Annotated in this window: 21 protein-coding genes; 17 read left to right on the forward strand and 4 right to left on the reverse strand. The window is 34.8% G+C overall.

Going from position 1 to position 20239, the window contains the following annotated elements:
* Positions 1 to 44: 44 nt before the first annotated feature.
* The 3 genes from purR (at position 45) to FP433_RS01300 (ending at position 3391) form a co-directional block, all read left to right on the forward strand.
* The gene (purR, locus tag FP433_RS01290; protein ID WP_265486850.1) at positions 45 to 875 is read left to right on the forward strand and encodes a pur operon repressor; all 831 of its coding nucleotides are present in this window, start codon (positions 45 to 47) and stop codon (positions 873 to 875) included.
* A gap of 48 nt (positions 876 to 923) precedes the next feature.
* Positions 924 to 2309, forward strand: a complete 1386-nt coding sequence (gene glmU / locus FP433_RS01295) for a bifunctional UDP-N-acetylglucosamine diphosphorylase/glucosamine-1-phosphate N-acetyltransferase GlmU (RefSeq protein WP_265486852.1) — start codon at positions 924 to 926, stop codon at positions 2307 to 2309.
* Positions 2310 to 2413: 104 nt separating this feature from the next.
* Positions 2414 to 3391 (forward strand): ribose-phosphate diphosphokinase, encoded by a 978-nt coding sequence (locus FP433_RS01300; RefSeq protein ID WP_265483561.1) that lies wholly within the window; start codon positions 2414 to 2416, stop codon positions 3389 to 3391.
* A 25-nt stretch (positions 3392 to 3416) separates the two neighbouring features.
* Here FP433_RS01300 and FP433_RS01305 read toward each other — a convergent pair whose 3' ends face one another.
* Positions 3417 to 4781 (reverse strand): HD domain-containing protein, encoded by a 1365-nt coding sequence (locus tag FP433_RS01305; protein ID WP_265483559.1) that lies wholly within the window; start codon positions 4779 to 4781, stop codon positions 3417 to 3419.
* Between the two features lie 96 nt (positions 4782 to 4877).
* On the opposite strand from FP433_RS01305, the gene FP433_RS01310 reads away from it, so the two are divergent.
* The 4 genes from FP433_RS01310 (at position 4878) to FP433_RS01325 (ending at position 9045) form a co-directional block, all read left to right on the forward strand.
* Positions 4878 to 5306, forward strand: a complete 429-nt coding sequence (locus tag FP433_RS01310) for a DUF1934 family protein (RefSeq protein ID WP_265486853.1) — start codon at positions 4878 to 4880, stop codon at positions 5304 to 5306.
* 38 nt (positions 5307 to 5344) lie between these two features.
* Entirely contained in the window at positions 5345 to 5878 is a 534-nt protein-coding gene (gene rpoE, locus FP433_RS01315) for a DNA-directed RNA polymerase subunit delta (RefSeq protein ID WP_265483556.1), read from the forward strand.
* Positions 5879 to 6024: 146 nt separating this feature from the next.
* Complete coding sequence (locus FP433_RS01320; protein WP_265483555.1) at positions 6025 to 7644, forward strand: CTP synthase; 1620 nt, start codon at positions 6025 to 6027, stop codon at positions 7642 to 7644.
* A 132-nt stretch (positions 7645 to 7776) separates the two neighbouring features.
* Positions 7777 to 9045 carry a UDP-N-acetylglucosamine 1-carboxyvinyltransferase gene (locus FP433_RS01325; RefSeq protein WP_265483554.1) on the forward strand — a complete coding sequence of 423 codons (1269 nt, stop codon included), beginning with the start codon at positions 7777 to 7779 and terminating at the stop codon, positions 9043 to 9045.
* A gap of 32 nt (positions 9046 to 9077) precedes the next feature.
* On the opposite strand, the gene FP433_RS01330 is transcribed toward FP433_RS01325, so the two are convergent.
* The gene (locus FP433_RS01330; RefSeq protein WP_265486856.1) at positions 9078 to 9431 is read right to left on the reverse strand and encodes a winged helix-turn-helix transcriptional regulator; all 354 of its coding nucleotides are present in this window, start codon (positions 9429 to 9431) and stop codon (positions 9078 to 9080) included.
* Positions 9432 to 9555: 124 nt separating this feature from the next.
* Between FP433_RS01330 and FP433_RS01335 the strand changes: the two genes are divergently transcribed.
* The 9 genes from FP433_RS01335 to alr all read left to right on the forward strand — a co-directional run bounded on the left by FP433_RS01335 (position 9556) and on the right by alr (position 17654).
* Positions 9556 to 10206, forward strand: a complete 651-nt coding sequence (locus FP433_RS01335) for a DsbA family oxidoreductase (protein ID WP_265483551.1) — start codon at positions 9556 to 9558, stop codon at positions 10204 to 10206.
* Positions 10206 to 10853: an MBL fold metallo-hydrolase gene (locus tag FP433_RS01340; RefSeq protein ID WP_265483550.1), complete on the forward strand. Its 648-nt coding sequence runs from the start codon at positions 10206 to 10208 to the stop codon at positions 10851 to 10853. The genes FP433_RS01335 and FP433_RS01340 overlap by 1 nt, the downstream gene beginning before the upstream one ends.
* Before the next feature lie 10 nt (positions 10854 to 10863).
* Positions 10864 to 11001, forward strand: a complete 138-nt coding sequence (locus FP433_RS01345) for a hypothetical protein (RefSeq protein ID WP_265483549.1) — start codon at positions 10864 to 10866, stop codon at positions 10999 to 11001.
* Between the two features lie 150 nt (positions 11002 to 11151).
* Positions 11152 to 12750: an APC family permease gene (locus FP433_RS01350; protein WP_265483547.1), complete on the forward strand. Its 1599-nt coding sequence runs from the start codon at positions 11152 to 11154 to the stop codon at positions 12748 to 12750.
* Positions 12751 to 12854: 104 nt separating this feature from the next.
* Complete coding sequence (locus FP433_RS01355; RefSeq protein ID WP_265486858.1) at positions 12855 to 13106, forward strand: type B 50S ribosomal protein L31; 252 nt, start codon at positions 12855 to 12857, stop codon at positions 13104 to 13106.
* Positions 13107 to 13274: 168 nt separating this feature from the next.
* Positions 13275 to 14642 (forward strand): UDP-N-acetylmuramoyl-tripeptide--D-alanyl-D-alanine ligase, encoded by a 1368-nt coding sequence (locus FP433_RS01360; RefSeq protein ID WP_265486860.1) that lies wholly within the window; start codon positions 13275 to 13277, stop codon positions 14640 to 14642.
* Between the two features lie 16 nt (positions 14643 to 14658).
* Entirely contained in the window at positions 14659 to 16113 is a 1455-nt protein-coding gene (locus tag FP433_RS01365; protein ID WP_265486862.1) for a DEAD/DEAH box helicase, read from the forward strand.
* A gap of 55 nt (positions 16114 to 16168) precedes the next feature.
* The gene (gene acpS, locus FP433_RS01370) at positions 16169 to 16528 is read left to right on the forward strand and encodes a holo-ACP synthase (protein WP_265483541.1); all 360 of its coding nucleotides are present in this window, start codon (positions 16169 to 16171) and stop codon (positions 16526 to 16528) included.
* A 1-nt stretch (position 16529) separates the two neighbouring features.
* A complete protein-coding gene (gene alr, locus FP433_RS01375; RefSeq protein WP_265486863.1) occupies positions 16530 to 17654 on the forward strand; it encodes an alanine racemase in 1125 nt (374 codons plus the stop codon).
* A 29-nt stretch (positions 17655 to 17683) separates the two neighbouring features.
* Here the strand turns inward: alr and cbpA are convergent, their stop codons facing one another.
* Positions 17684 to 18367, reverse strand: a complete 684-nt coding sequence (gene cbpA, locus FP433_RS01380) for a cyclic di-AMP binding protein CbpA (protein ID WP_265486865.1) — start codon at positions 18365 to 18367, stop codon at positions 17684 to 17686.
* Between the two features lie 149 nt (positions 18368 to 18516).
* Positions 18517 to 19488 carry an L-lactate dehydrogenase gene (locus FP433_RS01385; protein WP_265483536.1) on the reverse strand — a complete coding sequence of 324 codons (972 nt, stop codon included), beginning with the start codon at positions 19486 to 19488 and terminating at the stop codon, positions 18517 to 18519.
* Between the two features lie 184 nt (positions 19489 to 19672).
* Here FP433_RS01385 and pth point away from each other — a divergent pair, with 184 nt between their 5' ends.
* Positions 19673 to 20230 carry an aminoacyl-tRNA hydrolase gene (pth, locus tag FP433_RS01390; protein ID WP_265483535.1) on the forward strand — a complete coding sequence of 186 codons (558 nt, stop codon included), beginning with the start codon at positions 19673 to 19675 and terminating at the stop codon, positions 20228 to 20230.
* Positions 20231 to 20239 lie beyond the last annotated feature (9 nt).

A 20239-nucleotide genomic window follows, 5' to 3' on the forward strand; every position in this document is an offset into this window, starting at 1 on the left:
GATTTAAACATTAGTGATTTTCTTATATTAAGAAAGGAGTAATTATGAAACGTTCAGAGCGATTAGTAGATATGGTGAAATATCTGATTGCGAGACCTCATACTTTGATCCCACTTCCTTTTTTTGCTAAACGATACGGAGCCGCAAAATCATCTATTTCAGAAGACTTATCAATTTTTAAAAAAACTTTGGCGCAGCAAAAAAATGGAATTTTGGAAACTATTCCAGGAGCAGCTGGAGGAGTTAAATATATTCCTTTTATGGGTGAAGAAGAAGCAAGAGAATATTTAAATAAATTAGCAGCCCAGATTCAGGATCCTGATAGAATATTACCGGGAAATTTTGTTTATCTTTCAGATATTTTAGGTTCTCCCGAGCAATTAGCCAAAATTGGACAATTAATAGCTACTACTTATGCCTATAGCAAAATCGACTATGTGATGACAGTTGAAACAAAGGGAATTGCTTTAGCACAAGCAGTTAGTCGTTACTTAAATGTGCCTTTTGTTATTGTTCGTCACCGTCCTAAAATTACAGAAGGAGCAACTATTTCTGTTAATTATGTTGCCTCATCAAGTGAACGTGTTGAAAAAATGGAGCTTGCTAAAAGGAGTCTTCCAGCCGGTTCTAATGTCTTAATTGTCGATGACTTTATGAAAGGTGGAGGCACATTAACTGGAATGGAAGAATTAGTTAATGAGTTTGGCTGTCATGTTGGGGGAATGGCAGTTTTGTGTGAGACACAATATGCATCTCAGAAAGTTGTTGATGATTACCAATCATTAATTAAAATTACTAGTGTCAATCGAGTACATAAAGTGATTGAAGCAGAACCAGGAAATATTTTAAAACAAACGAATTTTAATCGCTTTTAATAAAAAATGGTATACTTGTAGCAGTTAAGTTAATGAAGGGATTTAACAATGAATAAGTATGTAGTTATTTTAGCTGCGGGTAAGGGTACTCGTATGAAGTCGAAGCTTTATAAGGTTTTACATAAAGTAGCTGGTAAAAGTATGGTAGAACATGTTGTAACAGCTGCTGAAGGAACAAATCCTAATAAGATTATTACAGTTGTAGGAACTGGAGCTGCTAAAGTTAAAGACGTTTTAAAAGATCGTTCTGAATTTGCTTTTCAAAAAGAACAATTGGGAACTGGCGATGCTGTAATGGCAGCTAGTGAATTATTAAAAGATTTAGAGGGAGTAACATTGGTTGCTACTGGGGATACCCCACTTTTTACTAGTGAAACTTTTAATAATTTATTTAAAGAGCATGAAACTAGTGGTAATAGTGCGACAGTTTTAACTGCTAAGGCCCCTAATCCATACGGTTATGGAAGAATTATTCGTGATGAAGCAGGAAACGTATTGCGAATTGTTGAACAAAAAGATGGTAACGAAGCAGAATTAGCTGTTGATGAAATTAATACAGGTGTTTTTGCTTTTAATAATAAAGAATTGTTCGAAGCTTTAAAGCAAGTAGGCAATAATAATGCCCAAGGTGAGTATTATTTAACGGATGTGTTAGAAATTATGCGTAAGGCTGGTAAAAAGGTGGGGGCCTACCAAATGCCAGACTTTTCTGAAAGTTTAGGTGTTAATGATCGAGTTGCATTGGCACAAGCAACTAAATTAATGCGTAAGCGAATTAATGAAAAACATATGCGTAACGGCGTTACTTTTGTTGATCCAGAAACAGCTTATATTGATAGTGATGTCAAAATTGGAAATGATACGTTAATTGAAGGTAATGTTGTCATTAAGGGTAATACTGAAATTGGATCTGAGAGTCATATTACATCAGGTTCAAGAATTGTAGATTCTAAAATTGGTAATGGCGTAACGGTTACTTCTTCAACAATTGAAGAGGCAGAAATGGATGATAATACTGATATTGGTCCAAATTCACACTTACGTCCAAATGCAGTAATTCGCCAAGGGGCACATATTGGTAATTTTGTAGAAGTTAAGAACGCTGAAATTGGTGAAAACACTAAAGTAGGACATTTGACTTATGTAGGGGATGCCACTTTAGGAAAAGATATTAACATTGGATGTGGAACTATTTTTTCAAATTATGATGGGGTGAAGAAATTCCATACTAATGTTGGCGATCATTCATTTATTGGTGCAGGTTCAACAATAATTGCACCAGTAAATATTGCTGACCATGCATTTATTGCGGCTGATTCAACGATTACTAAAGATGTTGAAAAATATGATATGGCAATTGCACGCGGTAGACAAACCAATAAAAAAGATTATTGGCATAAGCTTCCTCTTTCTCAAGATAAGGAATGGAAATAATTTTTTAGAAAGTAAATATTAAATATTAAAAAAGCGAGCGCAAACTCGCTTTTTTTGCTATGATTAAGTAGAGAAACATCATAGCTATTGTTGTGGAGGAAATTATGTCTAAATTAGACAAAGAAATTAAAATTTTTGCTCTTAACTCTAATAAACCGTTAGCAGAAAAGATTGCTAAAAGTGTTGGAGTAGAGTTAGGCAAGTCTGACGTTAAACGGTTTAGTGATGGAGAAATTGAGATTAACATCGATGAATCTGTGCGTGGTAAAGACGTTTACTTAGTCCAGTCAACTAGTGATCCAGTAAACGATAATTTAATGGAATTATTAATTATGATCGATGCCCTTCGTCGTGCATCAGCACGTACTGTTAACATTGTAATTCCTTACTATGGATATGCACGTCAGGACCGTAAAACACGTGCAAGAGAACCAATTACTGCCAAGTTAGTAGCTGATATGATTCAAACTGCAGGTGCAGATCGTGTTCTATCACTTGATTTGCACGCTCCACAAATTCAAGGATTCTTTGATATTCCAGTTGATAACTTAATGGGTGCACCATTACTTGCGGACTACTTCTTAAGTCATGGTCTTGAAAAAGATGCTGTTGTAGTTTCGCCTGATCATGGTGGGGTTACTCGCGCAAGAAAGTTGGCAGAATTTTTAAAGGCTCCGATTGCTATTGTAGATAAGCGCCGTCCAAAGGCAAATGTAGCAGAAGTTATGAATATTATTGGTGATGTTAAAGGAAAACGTGCCATCATCATCGATGATATGATTGATACTGCTGGAACTATTACTTTGGCATCACAAGCTTTAATTGATGCTGGTGCAACTGAAGTGTATGCTTCAGCTACTCATGCTGTTTTATCAGGACCAGCTATCGATCGCTTAAATGCATCCCCAATTAAAAAGTTAATTTTAACTGATTCAATTAATCAACCTGAAGAAAAAGAATTATCAAAGGCTGAGTTAGTTTCAGTAGGCCCATTAATGGGAGCAGCTATTAAATTAATTCAAGAACATAAACCAGTGAGTCCATTATTTGATACTCGCTTTGTAGCTAATAATTATAAATAAAACGTTGAGTTTTAGGCTCAACGTTTTATTTTTTGCGTGGTTTACGCAAATAATGAATTGTCTGATTTTTAATGTATTTTTGAAATTCTTGATAAATAGGCTCAAAGATTTGTACTTCTGAGTGTTCTTCCACCATAGCCTTGGGAAAGAAAAATCTTTCATCCCCTTGCAAGGTTCCATCTAATGATTTAACGAGTGGACTTAATTTAGATAATTCAACTAGAGTGCCATCTTCTTGCATGATTTCAATAGGACTATGAGCATTTTTACCGGTCGGTTTATAGGCATCATACGGTTCATCGAATGCAGAATTTAGAGCTGTATAGTACTTTGGATTAAATCCGGCTTGTTCAATTAACTTGTTGAGTTTTGGAATTAAGTTTTTAGTGTCTTCAGAAATTTTGGCACTTTCTAGTGGGTGGCGATATAAATAACTTTTGGCTAAATCTGATAAAATTTGATCAGGTGCATTAACCCACATTAAAAAGTTGGTTTCCATCACTCCATCATCTAACTGCAAGTAGGCTTCTAAGTTAGTAGTATCTCCCTTTAAAAAAGTAGCTAATTGAGGAGTTACTTGTAGTTGACCTTTTTTGTAAAGGTGTTGAGCTCTTTGAAGTAGACGGTGTAAGATAACTTCCATAGAGCGACCAAAGCGGTGAAAGTAGACTTGTTGATACATTTGGTAGCGACTGACAACATAGTCTTCAACTGCATGAATTCCTTTAGTAGTAAAAGAAATTCCATTCTTATAGGGACGGATTGCTTCTAAAAGGCGAGTTAAATCAAAATCTCCATATGAGGCACCAGTAAAGTAGGCATCCCGAAGCAGGTAGTCCATTCGATCGGCATCTGCTTGACTGGAAATAAGTTTGACTACTTGGGGATTAGGATAAGTTTTGGCAATAACACTAGCAACTTTTTTGGGAAAGTCATCTCCTACCTGCAAAAGTGCTTGATGAATTTCAGTGTTTTTGTCTAAAATTATTCGCTGACCCATTTTTTCATGGTCAGTATTAAACAGATGCTCAAAAGTATGAGAGTATGGTCCGTGACCAATATCATGAAGAAGTCCTGCTACTTGAGCAAGTAAACTTTCTTCAGAGTTCCAAAGTCCGTCATCTGGAGTTTTAGAAGGATATTTATCTTCAAAAATTTTGGTAATTCTTCTTGTAAGCTCATAAACTCCTAAATTATGTTCAAAACGTGTATGAGTTGCTCCTGGAAAAACATAGGAAATGGGGCCTAGTTGTTTAATACGGCGCAAACGTTGAAATTCTTTGGCGCTAATAATATCTAAAATAACTTGATTTTGAATGTGAATGTACCCATGAACAGGATCACGAATAACTTTTTCTTGTTTTAGTTGATTAATATGTGTTGTTTTCATTGATAATAATTTATAAGTTAAAATTCTTTGTATATTTGCTAAAATTGATTATAACAGGATTGTGGTAGAAGTGCTAATTTAGAAGGGATGAAAAGGATGGAAGACGTAAAAGTTAAAATTACTAGTACTATTACTCAAGAAGATCAAACGGAAACTTTTTCAAAATATGGCATTGGAACTCTTGAACAAGCGGGTGATAATACCTGGCGCGTGAAATATGATGAAGAAAACCCTGAAGGTAATGTTGAGGTTAAATTGTTAATTAAACCAGATGAATTAATCATGCAAAGAGGGAAAATCCAGGAAAATAACTATAACATGATGAAATTTGTTCCAGGTGAAAAGAAGAATTGTCGTATTATCGCAGCTAGTAAAATAATAGATTTAACTAGTGAAACTCAAAAACTAGAATTTTCTGGGAAAATGGGTGAGAATATGCAACTAAAAGTTGAATATAAGCTCTTTTCTGGTCTATACTTAATAGGTAGTTATGCAATTACAATGGAATTTTATCCGCAAAATTAAATTTAAAGTAAACTTATAACTGAAAGGACGTGCCATTAGTGGGTTTAAGCGAGTTTGAAGATCAAAATAAAGATGAATTATCAATGATTGAAGTTGCCCGTGCAATTTTACAAGACAATGGTAAACGGATGGCTTTTGCAGATATTGTGAATGCCATTCAAAAATTTTTAGGTAAAAGTGACGAAGAAATCCGTGAACGGTTACCACAATTTTATACTGATTTGAACACTGACGGTGAATTTATCTCTCTTGGAGATAATATTTGGGCATTAAGATCATGGTATCCATATGAATCAGTTGATGAAGAAGTAAATCACCCAGAAGATGAAGAAGATGTGCCACGTAAAAAACGCCATAAGAAAGTTAATGCCTTCATCGGGGATAGTGATGATGACGATATCATTGATTATGATTCTGATGATCCAGAAGATGAAGATTTAGAAATCGAAGATGATGACGAAGATGAGTACTCAGATGATGATCTTGATGATGCAACTGATAATGAATTAGATGATGGAATCGAAGGTCAGCTTTCAGAATTACATCCAGATGATGACGATGAAGATGAATAAAGTGCTTGACGAAAAGGTATTTTCCCTTTAATATTTTGTATGGGCACTTTAAGTGCAATTATAGCTCCCAGCTTGAGGGAGCTTTTTTTGTTTTTTCTAGAATAATGATTTTAATTTGATAATTTTTAAAGATGAAAGGAAGCAGCATGACTAAATATATTTTTGTAACTGGTGGGGTAGTTTCATCCTTAGGAAAAGGAATTACAGCATCTAGTTTAGGTCGTTTATTAAAGAATCGTGGATTAAAAGTAACGATGCAAAAATTTGATCCATATATTAATATTGATCCAGGTACTATGAATCCTTACCAACACGGAGAAGTATTTGTAACTGATGATGGTACTGAAGCTGACCTTGATTTGGGACACTATGAAAGAATTGTCGATGTTCGTACAGGAAAATACTCTAATGTAACTACTGGTAAAATTTACAAAGAAGTATTAGAAAAAGAGCGTCGTGGAGACTACCAAGGTGCAACTGTCCAAGTTATTCCACACATTACTGACATGATCAAGAAGAAGATTATGCGTGCTGCGATGACAACTGATTCTGATGTCATTATTTCTGAAATTGGTGGTACTGTTGGGGATATTGAATCTACACCATTTATGGAATCAATTCGTCAAATGCGTCGTGAAGTTGGAGAAGATAATGTAATGTATATTCACTGTACTTTAGTTCCATATCTTCATGCAGCTCAAGAAATGAAGACAAAACCTACCCAACACTCAGTTGCAGAACTTAGAAGTATTGGTATTCAACCAAATATGTTAGTATTGCGCGCAGAAGAAAGTGTACCACAAGAATTAAAGAATAAGATTTCTACTTTTACTGATGTGCCAGTAGAAAGAATTATTGAATCAATTGATGCACCTTCACTTTTCGATTTACCACTTGCCTTTCAAGAACAAGGAATGGACCAAAAAGTAGTTGATTTCTTGAAGATCGATAGTCCAAAACCTGAAGCTGATATGGAAGCTTGGAAGAAACTTGATGAACGTGCTAAGAATTTAAGTCACACTACTAAGATTACTTTAGTGGGTAAATATGTAGAATTAGAAGATGCATATATTTCAGTTACTGATGCGCTTCAACATGCGGGTTACTTGTATGACACAAAGATTGAAGTAAACAAGGTTCAAGCTGAGGATATTACTGAAGATAATATTGCTGAGATTATGAAAGACTCTGATGGTTTAATTGTACCAGGAGGTTTTGGAACTCGCGGACTTGAAGGAATGATTACTTCAATTAAATATGCACGTGAAAATGATATTCCATTCTTAGGAATTTGTTTAGGGATGCAAATGGCTAGCGTAGAATTTGCAAGAAATGTTTTAAATTTAGAAGATGCACATTCTGCAGAAGCTAAGCCAGATGCTAAGAATAATATTATCGATATTATGGCTGATAAGCGTGATATTGAAGAAATTGGTGGAACTTTACGTCTAGGTCTTTACCCTGCTGCCTTAAAAGAAGGAACTAAGACTAAAGCTGCTTATGATGATCAAGATGTAATTCAAGAACGTCACCGTCACCGTTTCGAATTCAATAATAAATACCGTAAGCAATTTGAAGATGCAGGAATGGTATTTTCTGGGGTGTCACCAGATAATCGCTTAGTTGAAATTATTGAAAATCCTAAAAATAAATTCTTTGTGGCTGCTCAATATCACCCAGAATTTTTGAGTCGTCCACAACGTCCAGAAGGACTCTTTAAAGCCTTTATTGGTGCTGCAAGTGATTTACCTGCTAAAAATTTTTAATATAAGTTAAATTTAGATAACAGAAAAGTAAGCATTCTGTTATTCGCTTGTTTTTTCCAATATTTTTTTATATGATATAAATTGATACATTAGGTATTTAATTATTATTAGATGAAGAGGATTGTTTCCCCAATGAAACAAATGATTATTCATGGTGGAAAGCCCTTAAAGGGCGACGTATGGATTGGTGGAGCTAAGAACTCTACTGTAGCACTAATTCCTGCGTCCATATTATCACGTACTCCGGTGACACTTGAAGGTGTGCCAAGAATTGCGGATGTAGACAACTTGATGGATCTTTTAAGTGAAATGGATGTAGTTTCTGAACTTGACGGTACTACTTTGACGATTAATCCTGAAAAGATTGAACGGCGTCCACTTCCAGCAGGTAAAATCAAGTCATTAAGAGCCTCATATTATTTTATGGGGGCTTTATTAGGTCGTTTTGGGAAAGCAGTTGTAGGTTTTCCTGGAGGAGACGACATCGGTCCACGTCCTATTGATCAACATATTAAAGGTTTCGAAGCACTTGGTGCAACTGTCAAGAATGAAAATGACCAAGTGATTATTACTGCTCCAGAACAAGGCTTGCACGGTGCTGATATTCATCTTGCGATGCCATCAGTTGGTGCAACTATGAATATTATCATGGCTGCAGTAACTGCGAAGGGACAAACAATAATTGATAATGTAGCTAAAGAACCTGAAATTATTGATCTCGCAACTTTCTTGAATAACATGGGAGCTGTGATTCGTGGTGCAGGAACTGAAACTATAAGAATCGAAGGCGTTGATCATTTAGAGGCACAAGTTCCACATACAATTATTCCTGATCGAATTGAAGCAGGCACTTATATTTCTTTAGCTGCTTGTATTGGTGATGGAATTAAGATTCACAATATTATTGAAGAACATTTAGATAGCTTTTTAGCTAAAGTTGAAGAGATGGGTGTTGTAACTGAAGTACAAGAAGATTCACTTTATGTCTATCCAGCTGGTGATTTAAAGATGATTCAAGTAAGAACAGATCCTTATCCAGGATTTGCGACAGATTTACAACAACCAATTACTCCATTATTACTAACAGCTAAAAAGGGCGAAGGTGTAATTATAGATAATATTTATCCGAAACGAGTTGGTCATATTCCCGAATTACAAAAAATGGGTGGAGCAATTCAGGTACAAGATAACATTATTTTAATTCACCCAACTAAGAAAATGCATGGGGCCCATGTAAACGCTGGGGAAATTCGTGCAGGTGCGTCTTTAATGATCGCTGGTTTAATGGCAAATGGTGAAACCATAATTTCAAATGCGGGTAATATTTTACGTGGTTATGACCGTGTTGAAGAAAAAATTAGAAGTTTAGGCGGAGATGTTGAAATCCGTGATGTAGATTAAAAAGAGATTTGAAATTTCAAATCTCTTTTTTTCTATATTTCAGAAGTTTCATTTGCTTTACCCCAATCGCAAATTTGTTTAAGAATCGGTAATAGACTTTTTCCTTTTTTAGTAATGGTATATTCAACTTTAGGAGGAATTTCTGGATAGACAGTTCTCGAAATTAAGCCTTTTTCTTCAAGTTCTTTTAATTTATTGGCTAAGACACGATGGGTAACATTTCCTAACAGTCTTTGTATTTCTCCATAGCGCAGAGTACCTAAAGTAGAAAGAGCGTATAAAATATTCATTTTCCACTTTCCGGAAATTAAATCTAATGCTTTGTTAAAAGGTTCCATTTCTTGAGTTTGGAAATTATTAATTTCTCTTTTTGAGTGTTCGTTCATTTATCAGTCACTATCCTTTTAGATACTAGGTGTTTAAAAAGTGCGTACTTGTTAAAGTTAGTTTAACAACTATAATGATAAATATCAAAAGTAACTAACTATTTGTAAGTAAAGGAGAAAAAAGATGGAAATTACTGTATGGTCAGATTATGCTTGTCCTTTTTGCTATATTGCAGAAGCAAGAATTGAGAATTTACTTAATGACATGGGAGTAAGTGATCAAGTACATTTTGATCGTCATGCATTTCAATTATATCCAGATGCACCAAAAGATGTAACTGAAACTACTTTGGACCGTTTTGCAGCTAAATATGGATTAAGTAAGCAAGAAGCTGCTCAAAGAATTGAACAAATTTCTCAAATGGGACGTGCAGAAGGGTTAGACTTTAAATATTCTTCAACTTTGAATACAAATACAATGGATGCTCATCGACTTACTCAATGGGTAAAAGATAATTATGAAGGTGAAGTTGTAGATAAGTTATCTGAGCTCTTATTTAAAGCTTACTTTAGTGAAAATGTAAAATTAGCAGATCATGCTGTCTTACTTAAAGCAGCTCAAGAAGCTGGAGTTGATGTAGCTGCTGCAAAGAAATTACTTGATTCAACTGACTATCATGATAAGGTCGTAGCAGATGAAATGTTTGTCCAACAAAATGGAGTACATGCAGTACCATTTTTTGTCATTGATGGCAAAGGCTACATGGGAGCTCAACCACGTGAGGTCTTTGAAAAGGCAATCAAGGAAGGCTTAGAAAAGGAAAAGACAAAATAATGCAGTTATTTATTCAACCGGTTGTAAATATTTTTCAGACAGCTGCCTACTTTTTCATTGATGAAAAAACAAAACATGGCTTTTTAATTGATCCAGGTGCAGAAGGAGAAAAATTACTACAAAAAATTGCTGAAAAAGGTTGGAAGATTGATAAAGTACTCCTTACCCATGGACATTTTGATCATTCTTATCAGGCTGCTAAAGTGGCTGATACTTTGGGCGTAGAATGCATTGTAAATGAAAATGCCCCCTATTTCATGAAAAATGATCAATTAAATTTGGCAGCTCGTTATGGACAACATGTAGTTTGGCCGAAAAAGGTAAAATTAGTTAAGGATCATACTTTGATAAAAAGTAATGATGGTTCTTTTGAATTAGAAGCAATTGCTACTCCAGGTCATACTCCAGATTCTCAAATTTTTTATTCAAAAAAATATGACTTTGCTCTAGTAGGGGATATGCTTTATAACGGTGACATCGGATTAACTGAATTCCCAGGAGGAGATCAGAGTCAAATTTTAGATTCAATCTCGCAAAAGATTGCGACTCTCCCTGAGAAGACAGAACTCTTAAATGGTCATACAGCTCCGATGAATGTTGAAGGTGTAAAGGCCCTTTTAGCCCAGGATTATGGAATTAGAAGATAGAGGTGAAAAAATGAGTACAGAAAATAAGAATCTTAATAAAAATACTTTTGAAGATTTGAAAATTCAAGAAGGTATGGTTTGTGGCCCAGATGGTTGTAGTTTAGCCGACCATTTTGATTGGGCAAAGAAGGCAAAAGAAGCTAAGTAAAGGAAGTTCGATGGAAGAACTTCCTTTTTTATTTTTAATTTATTAAAAATATTTTTTTAGATTATCATTTTAAATTAATATTTCTTTTGATAAAATATAAAATTGTAAACCTGTCATCCACACTAATATTACATAGGTGGGAGAGATTTTATGAATAAAAATAAGCTACATAAAATGAGTTTATTTTCAGCAGTAATGCTAGCTTTGAATTCTTTAATTGGTTCAGGCTGGCTTTTTGGAGCAGGCTCAGCCGCTAAGATTGCGGGACCTGCAGCCATTATTTCGTGGATATTGGGTGGAGCAGTAATTATTATTATTGCTTTGACCTATATTGAGTTGGGAGCAATGTTTCCTGAAAGTGGTGGAATGAGTAAATATGCTCAATACAGTCATGGTCCACTTTTAGGATTTATTGCAGCCTGGGCAAATTGGATTTCCTTGATAACTTTAGTCCCCATGGAAGCCGTTGCGGCAGTTCAATACATGAGTTCATGGCCCTGGAGTTGGGCAAATTGGACAAAGAATTTTATGAACAACGGTACAATTACGGTGACAGGTTTATGGGTTGTATTTCTGTTTATGTTTATTTTTACGTTAATTAATTTTTGGTCAGTAAAATTAATGACGAGATTTACAAATTTGATTTCTATCTTTAAGGTATTATTACCAACTTTAACAATTTTAGTGTTGATCTTTAGTGGTTTTCATGCAGAAAACTTTGGCCATAGTGTTCATACGTTTATGCCTTATGGAAGTCGCGCAATTTTTGAGGCCACTTCTGTTTCAGGGATTATTATGTCTTATGATGCCTTTCAAACTGTGATTAACGTTGGTGGAGAGTTAAAAAATCCAAGAAAAAATATTGTTCGTGGTGTATTGATTTCAATGCTGGTAACAGCAGCAATTTATATTTTGCTGCAAGTAACTTTTATTGGTGCAATTGACCCAAGTTTAGTTGCTAAAACTGGTTGGAAGGGAATTAATTTTACCTCTCCATTTGCAGATATTGCGATGCTTTTAGGAATTAATTGGTTAGTAATCTTACTTTATTTGGATGCTTTTGTATCACCATTTGGAACTGGGGTAGCATTTGTAGCTACAGCTTCACGTGCTATTGCTGCGATGACTCATACAAAGCATTTACCTAAATGGTTAGGAAGATTAGATCGTCGGTACATGGTTCCTCGCTTTGCAATGGTAGTTGATTTTATTTTAGCGATGATTTTAGTAAGTGTTTTTAGAAATTGGAACTTACTTGCGACAGTTATTACTGCAGCAACTTTAATTGCCTATTTAACAGGACCAGTAACTGTGATCTCTTTGAGAAAATTAGCCCCAGATTTAGATCGGCCTTTTAAACCAAATTGGATGAAGTGGGTTGCCCCATTGGCATTTATTTTAGCCAGTTTAGCAATTTATTGGACAATGTGGCCAACAACTATTCAGGTTATTTTAGTAATTGCTTTAGGCTTACCAATCTATTTATATTATGAAGTTCGTTACCAACATTCTTCTTTGAAAAAGCAACTAAAAGGATTCTGGTGGCTATTAGGATATTTAGTATTTATTTCATTAATGTCTTACATGGGAAGTGTAGGTTTTGGTGGTCAAAACTGGATTAAGTATCCATGGGACTTTGTAGTAATTATAATTGCTTCATATCTATTTTATCTTTGGGGAATTAAATCCCATTTAGAAAAGATTGAGCCAATTGCTATTGAAATAAATAAGAGGGTTAAAGATAAATAGTAATCTTCACGGACTTGAAGTATAGTGGTAAACATGCTACACTTATCTAGTCAAATTATAATCTATGATCTGAAAAGATGGTCATGGCAAAGGAGTATTAAATTATGAAACAAGGTATTCATCCAGACTACCAAGAAGTAGTATTTATGGATTCAGCAACTGGTGCTAAGTTTTTAGCAGGTTCAACTTTAAAGCCAACTGAAACTATTGAATTTGAAGGTAAGACTTACCCATTAGTACGTGTTGAAGTTTCTTCAGCTTCACACCCATTCTACACTGGTAAGCAAAAGTTTGCTCAAGCAGATGGACGTATCGAAAAATTCAACAAGAAATACGGTATGGCAAAGAAAAACTAATATTTTCAATATTAGTAAAAGAGCGGTTCCTTTTGGAATCGCTCTTTCGTTTTTAATCACAACGTAACGTGGTATAATTCTAAAAGGTGCACATAGAGATTTTGCCAATTAAGTAAATGGTAAAGTATAATTAAGCTATATGCAATTTTTAGTAGGAGTAATCGAATTATGAAAATGCAACTAGCAGAAATAGCTAAGGCTTTAGATAGTGAATTAAATAATGGAGAAGAAACAGTTATTACATCCGTTGAATTCGATTCGCGAAAAGCAGCTGCTGATTCTTTATTTGTCCCTTTACAAGGAAGTAGAGATGGCCATGAGTTTATTGAAAGTGCAATTGAAAATGGTGCAGCAGCGACCTTGTGGAAAAAAGGCCACCCTGGAAAGCCAGAAAATTTTCCTGTAATTGAGGTTGAAGATCCATTAAAGGCATTACAAAAACTTGCAAAGTACTATCTTACTAAGGTAAATCCGACTGTTGTTGGGATTACAGGCTCAAATGGTAAAACTACTACGAAAGATATGGTTTCAGCAGTTTTATCAAAACGTTTCAATGTTCATAAGACGCAAGGAAACTTTAATAATGAAATTGGAGTACCAATTACAATTTTAGAAATGAAACCTTCTACTGAAATTGTAGTATTGGAAATGGGGATGGATCGTCCAGGCCAACTCCATCACTTAAGTGAATTGGTCCGCCCTGATGTATGTGTAATTACAATGATTGGTGAAGCCCATATTGAATTCTTTGGTAGTCGTGATAAGATTGCCGATGCAAAAATGGAAATTACTGACTTTTTAAAAGAAGATGGAAAGTTCATCTACAATGGGGATGAACCATTATTACGTCAGCGTGCAGAAAAGATTAAACAAGAGACGGGAACTTTTGGCTTTAATGATACAGATGATGTGTATGCCACAGAATTTGATTCACAAATGCGAAAAGCAACTTTTTCAGTTAATAATACTAAGCAAAAATTTACTATTCCAATGATTGGGAAACACAATGTTTCTAATGCTTTAGCTGCCTTAAGTGTAGGAAGACATTTTGGAGAAACCGATGAAGAAATAGCAGCAGCCTTGGCTCATTTTACTCCTACTGCAAATCGAATGGAGTGGAAAACAGGTGACGTGGGTGAGGCAATTATGGATGATATCTATAATTCTAATCCGACCGCTGTTAATGCTGTAGTGAAGTCTTTTGGCCAGGTTAAAGTTGAAAATAATGGCCGAAGAATCGCAGTGCTTGGGGATATGCTAGAATTAGGAACTAAATCTCCACAGTTGCATGCTGAACTTGCCCCAATTTTTGATCCCAAGGTAATTAATGAGCTTTACTTATATGGACCAGAAATGAAAAATCTCTACGATGCGTTATTAGAAAAATACGATCAAGATCATTTACATTATTATGCGCAAGATAAAATGAATAAATTAAATGCGGACTTAGAAGAAGATATTAAGGCTGATGATATTGTTTTATTAAAGGCTTCTCATGGAATGCATCTTGAAAAAGTTTTAGACAATCTCCTTTAGGAAAGGAAAAAATTATTTGAAATTCGCAGATTTAAATTTAAAACCAGAAATCTTAAAAGCTATTAAAAGAGCTGGATTTGAGGAAGCTACCCCAATTCAAGAAAAAACAATTCCACTAGTTTTAGAAGGAAAAGATGTAATTGGGCAAGCTCAAACAGGAACTGGAAAAACAGCTGCTTTTGGATTACCAGTTCTTCAAAAAATTAACCCTAAAGAAAAAAGTGTTCAGGCTTTAATTATTGAACCTACACGTGAACTTGCAATTCAGACTCAAGAAGAATTATTCAGACTAGGTAAAGATGAAAAGGCAAAGGTTCAAGTAGTCTATGGCGGAGCTGACATTCGTCGTCAGATTCGTTCTTTAAAGCAAGCACCAGATATCTTAGTAGGGACACCTGGTAGATTGTTGGATCATTTAAAACGTGGTACAGTCAATTTATCAGACGTAAAGACAATTGTTTTAGATGAAGCCGATGAAATGCTTGATATGGGTTTTATTCAAGATATTGAAAGTATTTTGAAGTATGCATCTAATGATCACCAAACGCTTTTATTTAGTGCAACAATGCCTAAGCCAATTATGCGAATTAGTGAAAAATTCATGAAAACTCCAGAAATTGTTCAAATTAAGGGAAAAGAATTAACAGCTAATTTAATTGATCAATATTTTGTTCGAGCAAAAGAGAATGAAAAATTTGATATTTTATGTCGTTTAATTGATGTGCAAAATCCTGAATTAGCAGTAGTTTTTGGAAGAACTAAAAGACGAGTAGATGAATTAACTAGAGGTTTGCAGGCACGTGGCTACAATGCAGCCGGAATTCACGGCGATCTTTCTCAAGGACGTCGAATGAATGTGCTTAAGCGATTTAAAAATGGCAAGCTTGATATTTTAGTGGCAACTGATGTGGCAGCTCGTGGATTAGATATTTCAGGTGTAAGTCACGTTTATAATTATGATATTCCGCAAGATCCTGATTCATATGTTCACCGAATTGGAAGAACGGGACGAGCAGGTAAAAATGGTATTTCAGTAACCTTTGTTACGCCAAATGAAATAGGTTATATGAGAACTATTGAACAATTGACCCGAAAGAAGATGATGCCTTTACGTCCACCATCAGATGAAGAGGCATTTAAGGGACAATTAAGTGCTGCTACTAAAAAGGTAGATGACCTTTTAAAAGGTAATTTAGACAAATATACTAGTGGAGCAAATGAACTCTTAGAACAATATTCTGAAGTTGATCTAGCTGCTGCTTTACTTAAGACACTTTCTAAGGATGCTGAAAGTATCAAAGTTAAAATTACCCCTGAAAAGCCACTTCCATTTAAGGGTAAGCATGAGCGTAAGCGGGGTAATTTTAGACGTTCTAACAAGCGTAATAATCGTCACCGCACTAATAATCGAAATCATACAACTAAAAAGCCTAGCGGACACGATTTTGTGATTAAAAAGAAAAAAGACTAAAAAAATCTCCTTCTATGATGTAAGTAGAAGGAGATTTTTTGGAAAGGGTAAGTAATTGATTAAGGGAATTGGAATCGATATTTTAGATTTAGATCGAATAAAGAAAATTATTGCTAAGGGTGATCTATTTGCTAAAAAGGTTTTAACTGAAGCAGAGTTTTTACAATATAAAAAATTTTCTGGTCAGCGACAAGCCGAATATTTAGGAGGCAGATTTTCTTGTAAGGAATCTTTTACAAAGGCCTATGGAACAGGAATTGGAAAAGAAATAGGGTTTCAGGACTTAGAAATTTTACAAAAAGAGACTGGTCAACCAGTGATGACGTGCAAAAAATTTAGTGGTAAGATATTTGTCAGTATTTCTCATGAAAAGAAATACGTAATCACAGAAGTTTTGTTGGAGGAAAACAATTAAGATGATTCCTACTATTCATCGTCCAGCACAAGTAAATGTAAATCTGGATGCTATTAAACAAAATGTAAAAAATGAAGTAAAACATTTGGCTCCTAAGCAACAACTTTGGGCAGTTGTCAAAGCAAATGCATATGGTCATGGTAGTGTTCCTGTTGCTTATGTAGCAGAACAAGCAGGAGCAACAGGATTTTGTGTAGCTACTTTAGATGAGGGCCTACAATTAAGAGAAAAAGGCATAACTAAGCCAATTTTAGTTTTGGGAATTGTTGATCCAAAATATGTTTCAGTAGCTAGCGAAAATAATATTTCTTTAGCAGCAGCTAGTTTAGAGTGGCTGAAGGAAGTTGGAGAAATTTTACAAATTAATCAGCAGATCTTGAAAATTCATTTAGCTATTGATTCAGGGATGGGAAGAATTGGATTTTCAGAAAAAGAAGAGTTTCTGGCAGCCAATCAATATTTAGAAGGTAATAAAAATTTTGATATTGAAGGGATGTTCACTCACTTCTCTAAAGCGGATTCGGCAGATACAGAATATTTTGATTATCAAGTCAAGCGCTTTAAGGAAATGCAATCCTTACTTACCGTTACTCCAAAATATATTCATGTGGCAAATACAGCAACAAGTATTTTTAATCGAAAAGTTAAAAGTGATATTGTAAGATTTGGAATTGGAATTTATGGCTTGAATCCTTCTTCTGCACCTAATACAAATGATTTGAAATCTGAAGTTACCTTAAAACCTGCACTTTCCTTTACTTCAGAACTTAGTTTTGTTAAACAAATTCACAAAGGTTATGGAGTGGGATACGGGGTCACTTTTAAGGCTAAAAAAGATGAGTGGATTGGAACAGTACCTGTAGGTTATGCAGATGGTTGGTTACGACAGATGCAGGGCTTCAAAATTAAAGTAGGCGAAGAATATTGTGAAATTGTTGGTCGAATTTGTATGGATCAATTTATGGTATTACTTCCTCATGAGATGCCTGTAGGAACTAAGGTAGAATTGATTTCATCTGATCCTCAAGCACCAAATAATATTAAGGCTGTGGCCGATTATGCAGGAACAATTCATTATGAAATTGCCTGTTTATTGAGTGATCGATTACCTAGAAAATATAACTAATAAAATAAACTAGTTAGCAATATTGCTAACTAGTTTATTTTGTCTTCTAAAGAATCTTCGTCGTTTTTAATCGTTAACCCGGATTCTAAATCTTCGATTTCTGGTACTGGGTAACCCTTCTTTTCGAGTTTTTGCACAATATTTTTCATTGTAGTTTCTGAAACACCAGAAGGTAAGGTAAAAAGTGTGCGTCGAATTAATTCGCCATTTCTAACATCTAATGTTAAGCAGCCAGCAATTGTAGAATATTTGGAAATAATTTTAGACATTTTTGCTAAATTTCCTCGGTTATTATCTGACAAAACTGTTAAAACATAAGAACCAGTTTTCATGTTCCAAGCATCTGACAACATATCAAGTAAGCGAGAGTGAGTTAGAATCCCGTAGAAACGATTTTCTTGATCTAAAACGGCAATATAAGGTAAGTCACGAATATTAAAGAAGACACGATAAAAAGGTGAATCAACTTTGATAGTTTTGGTGGCATTCTTTAAAAGGTAAGTTACAGGTAGTGACATATCACCGCCTTGTGATTTGTGACGATAAATGTGCATTTTATAGATGTTCCCTCTAAAAATTTTTCCACTATCATCTAAAATAGGAACACAGCGAAATCCAGAATCTTCTAAAATTTCCAAAGCTTCTTGTAGGGTAGCTTTTTCATTTACTGTAGTTAAGTATGCTCGTTTACGCACAAGTGATTTAATAAGCATCAGCTTACCTCCAAATAATTGATTTAATAACTTATAAATTATAACATATTTAGATTTTTTGATTATGGTGAAAGAAAAGATAGATTAGTTTTTAGGTAAATAAAAAAACATTTGCCTAAGCAAATGTTTTTTAGTAATTTGATAATCGATTATTGACGAACCTTAACGCCAGTTTCCTTGAAGGCTTTGTCCATAACTTCCTTCAATTGCTTAGCTGAAGCTTGCATCTTTTGCATTTCATCTTCATCTAAAGGCATTTCAATAATTTGTTCCAAACCATGACGACCGATAACAGCTGGAGTACCGATGTGAACATCGTGTAAGCCGTATTGACCATCCATAGGAACTGAAAGTGGAAGAACTGCGTGTTCATCGTTTAAGATAGCTTTAGTAATACGTGCTAAAGCAGTACCAATTCCGTAGAAAGTTGCACCCTTCAAGTTAATGATAGTGTAAGCTGCGTCTGCAACAGTCTTGTGAATTTCTTCAAGCTTGTTTTCGCCAACTTCTGGGTGAGCAGCAACCCAATCGCGAACCTTAACACCACCAACGTTGTTGTAGCTCCATACTGGGAATTCAGTATCACCGTGTTCACCAAGCATGTAAGCATTAACTGAACGTGGGTCAACGTGTTCCATTTCACCGATAACCTTTTGAAGACGACCTGAGTCAAGAGAAGTACCTGAACCGATAACGCGGTCTTTAGCAAATCCTGACATTCTCCAAGTTGCGTGAGTCAAGATATCAACTGGGTTAGCAGCAACTAAGAAGATACCGTGGAAACCAGATTCAACGATTGGTTCAACGATTGAACTTAAAATCTTTAAGTTCTTGTTAACTAAGTCAAGACGAGTTTCACCAGGCTTTTGTGGTGCACCAGCAGAAATAACTACTAAGTCAGCATCTTTAGCGTCTGAGTATTCTGCTGAGTAGATGTTCTTAGGTGCAAGCCATGGAGTAGCGTCAGCTAAGTCAATTGCGTCACCCTTAGTTCTATCCTTAACGATATCAACGATACCTAATTCTTGAGCAATTCCTTGTTGAACTAATGAGAATGCGTAGCTAGAACCTACAGCACCGTCACCTACAAGAATAATCTTATGAATCTTTTCTTCTGTCATAATGTTAATACTTCCTTCCACTTAATTAGTGATAGATTTAACAATATAAATTATATCATTCTAGAGCGAATATGCTAAATAATTTCTCAAAAAAGTTGAAAACCTTCTTAAAAAGTGGTGAATAAGAAGGAAAGAGAGAGAATATGTTATAATTTTCACACTAAGAAAAAAGGATGGCGTAATTATGAAATTAATTGTAGGATTAGGAAATCCTGGAGCAAAATACGATAAAACAAAGCACAATACTGGATTTATGGCTATTGACCACTATCTTGAAAAAAATAATCTGAAACTCGATAAGGAAAAATTTTTGGGCCACTGGACTAAACAAAAAATTAAGGGTGAAGATGTTGTTATCTTAGAACCTCAAACTTATATGAATGATTCTGGGAAATCAATTGCACAAGTTACTAACTTTTTTAAAATTAAACCTGAAGATATTTTAGTTATTCAAGATGATATGGACATGCCGGTAGGTAAAATTCGAGTAAGAGCGAGTGGAAAATCTGGTGGCCATAATGGAATAAAAAGTATTATCGCATTATTAGGAACAAGTAATTTTAATCGTTTAAAAATTGGAATTCAGCACCCTGCAAAAGAGAGTGTGGTTTCGTGGGTATTGACACCGTTTAAAGGAGAAGATCAAAAAGCTATTGATAAAGCTTTAGATATAAGTGATCAAATTATTGAAGATTTTATTGATGGTAAGAGCACTCAATACTTAATGAATCGTTATAATTAAGAACTGGAG

The organism is Lactobacillus sp. PV012, from assembly GCF_014522325.1.
GTDB lineage: Bacteria > Bacillota > Bacilli > Lactobacillales > Lactobacillaceae > Lactobacillus.

Coding starts and splice junctions, on each gene's coding strand:
- FP433_RS01300 (WP_265483561.1), top strand. CDS start 2,414: ATGTCTAAATTAGACAAAGAAATTAAAATTTTTGCTCTTAACTCTAAT.
- FP433_RS01305 (WP_265483559.1), bottom strand. CDS start 4,781: ATGAAAACAACACATATTAATCAACTAAAACAAGAAAAAGTTATTCGT.
- FP433_RS01335 (WP_265483551.1), top strand. CDS start 9,556: ATGGAAATTACTGTATGGTCAGATTATGCTTGTCCTTTTTGCTATATT.
- FP433_RS01350 (WP_265483547.1), top strand. CDS start 11,152: ATGAATAAAAATAAGCTACATAAAATGAGTTTATTTTCAGCAGTAATG.
- FP433_RS01340 (WP_265483550.1), top strand. CDS start 10,206: ATGCAGTTATTTATTCAACCGGTTGTAAATATTTTTCAGACAGCTGCC.
- alr (WP_265486863.1), top strand. CDS start 16,530: ATGATTCCTACTATTCATCGTCCAGCACAAGTAAATGTAAATCTGGAT.
- FP433_RS01355 (WP_265486858.1), top strand. CDS start 12,855: ATGAAACAAGGTATTCATCCAGACTACCAAGAAGTAGTATTTATGGAT.
- glmU (WP_265486852.1), top strand. CDS start 924: ATGAATAAGTATGTAGTTATTTTAGCTGCGGGTAAGGGTACTCGTATG.
- FP433_RS01385 (WP_265483536.1), bottom strand. CDS start 19,488: ATGACAGAAGAAAAGATTCATAAGATTATTCTTGTAGGTGACGGTGCT.
- FP433_RS01360 (WP_265486860.1), top strand. CDS start 13,275: ATGAAAATGCAACTAGCAGAAATAGCTAAGGCTTTAGATAGTGAATTA.
- pth (WP_265483535.1), top strand. CDS start 19,673: ATGAAATTAATTGTAGGATTAGGAAATCCTGGAGCAAAATACGATAAA.
- FP433_RS01320 (WP_265483555.1), top strand. CDS start 6,025: ATGACTAAATATATTTTTGTAACTGGTGGGGTAGTTTCATCCTTAGGA.
- FP433_RS01330 (WP_265486856.1), bottom strand. CDS start 9,431: ATGAACGAACACTCAAAAAGAGAAATTAATAATTTCCAAACTCAAGAA.
- FP433_RS01310 (WP_265486853.1), top strand. CDS start 4,878: ATGGAAGACGTAAAAGTTAAAATTACTAGTACTATTACTCAAGAAGAT.
- purR (WP_265486850.1), top strand. CDS start 45: ATGAAACGTTCAGAGCGATTAGTAGATATGGTGAAATATCTGATTGCG.
- FP433_RS01325 (WP_265483554.1), top strand. CDS start 7,777: ATGAAACAAATGATTATTCATGGTGGAAAGCCCTTAAAGGGCGACGTA.
- FP433_RS01345 (WP_265483549.1), top strand. CDS start 10,864: ATGAGTACAGAAAATAAGAATCTTAATAAAAATACTTTTGAAGATTTG.
- cbpA (WP_265486865.1), bottom strand. CDS start 18,367: ATGCTTATTAAATCACTTGTGCGTAAACGAGCATACTTAACTACAGTA.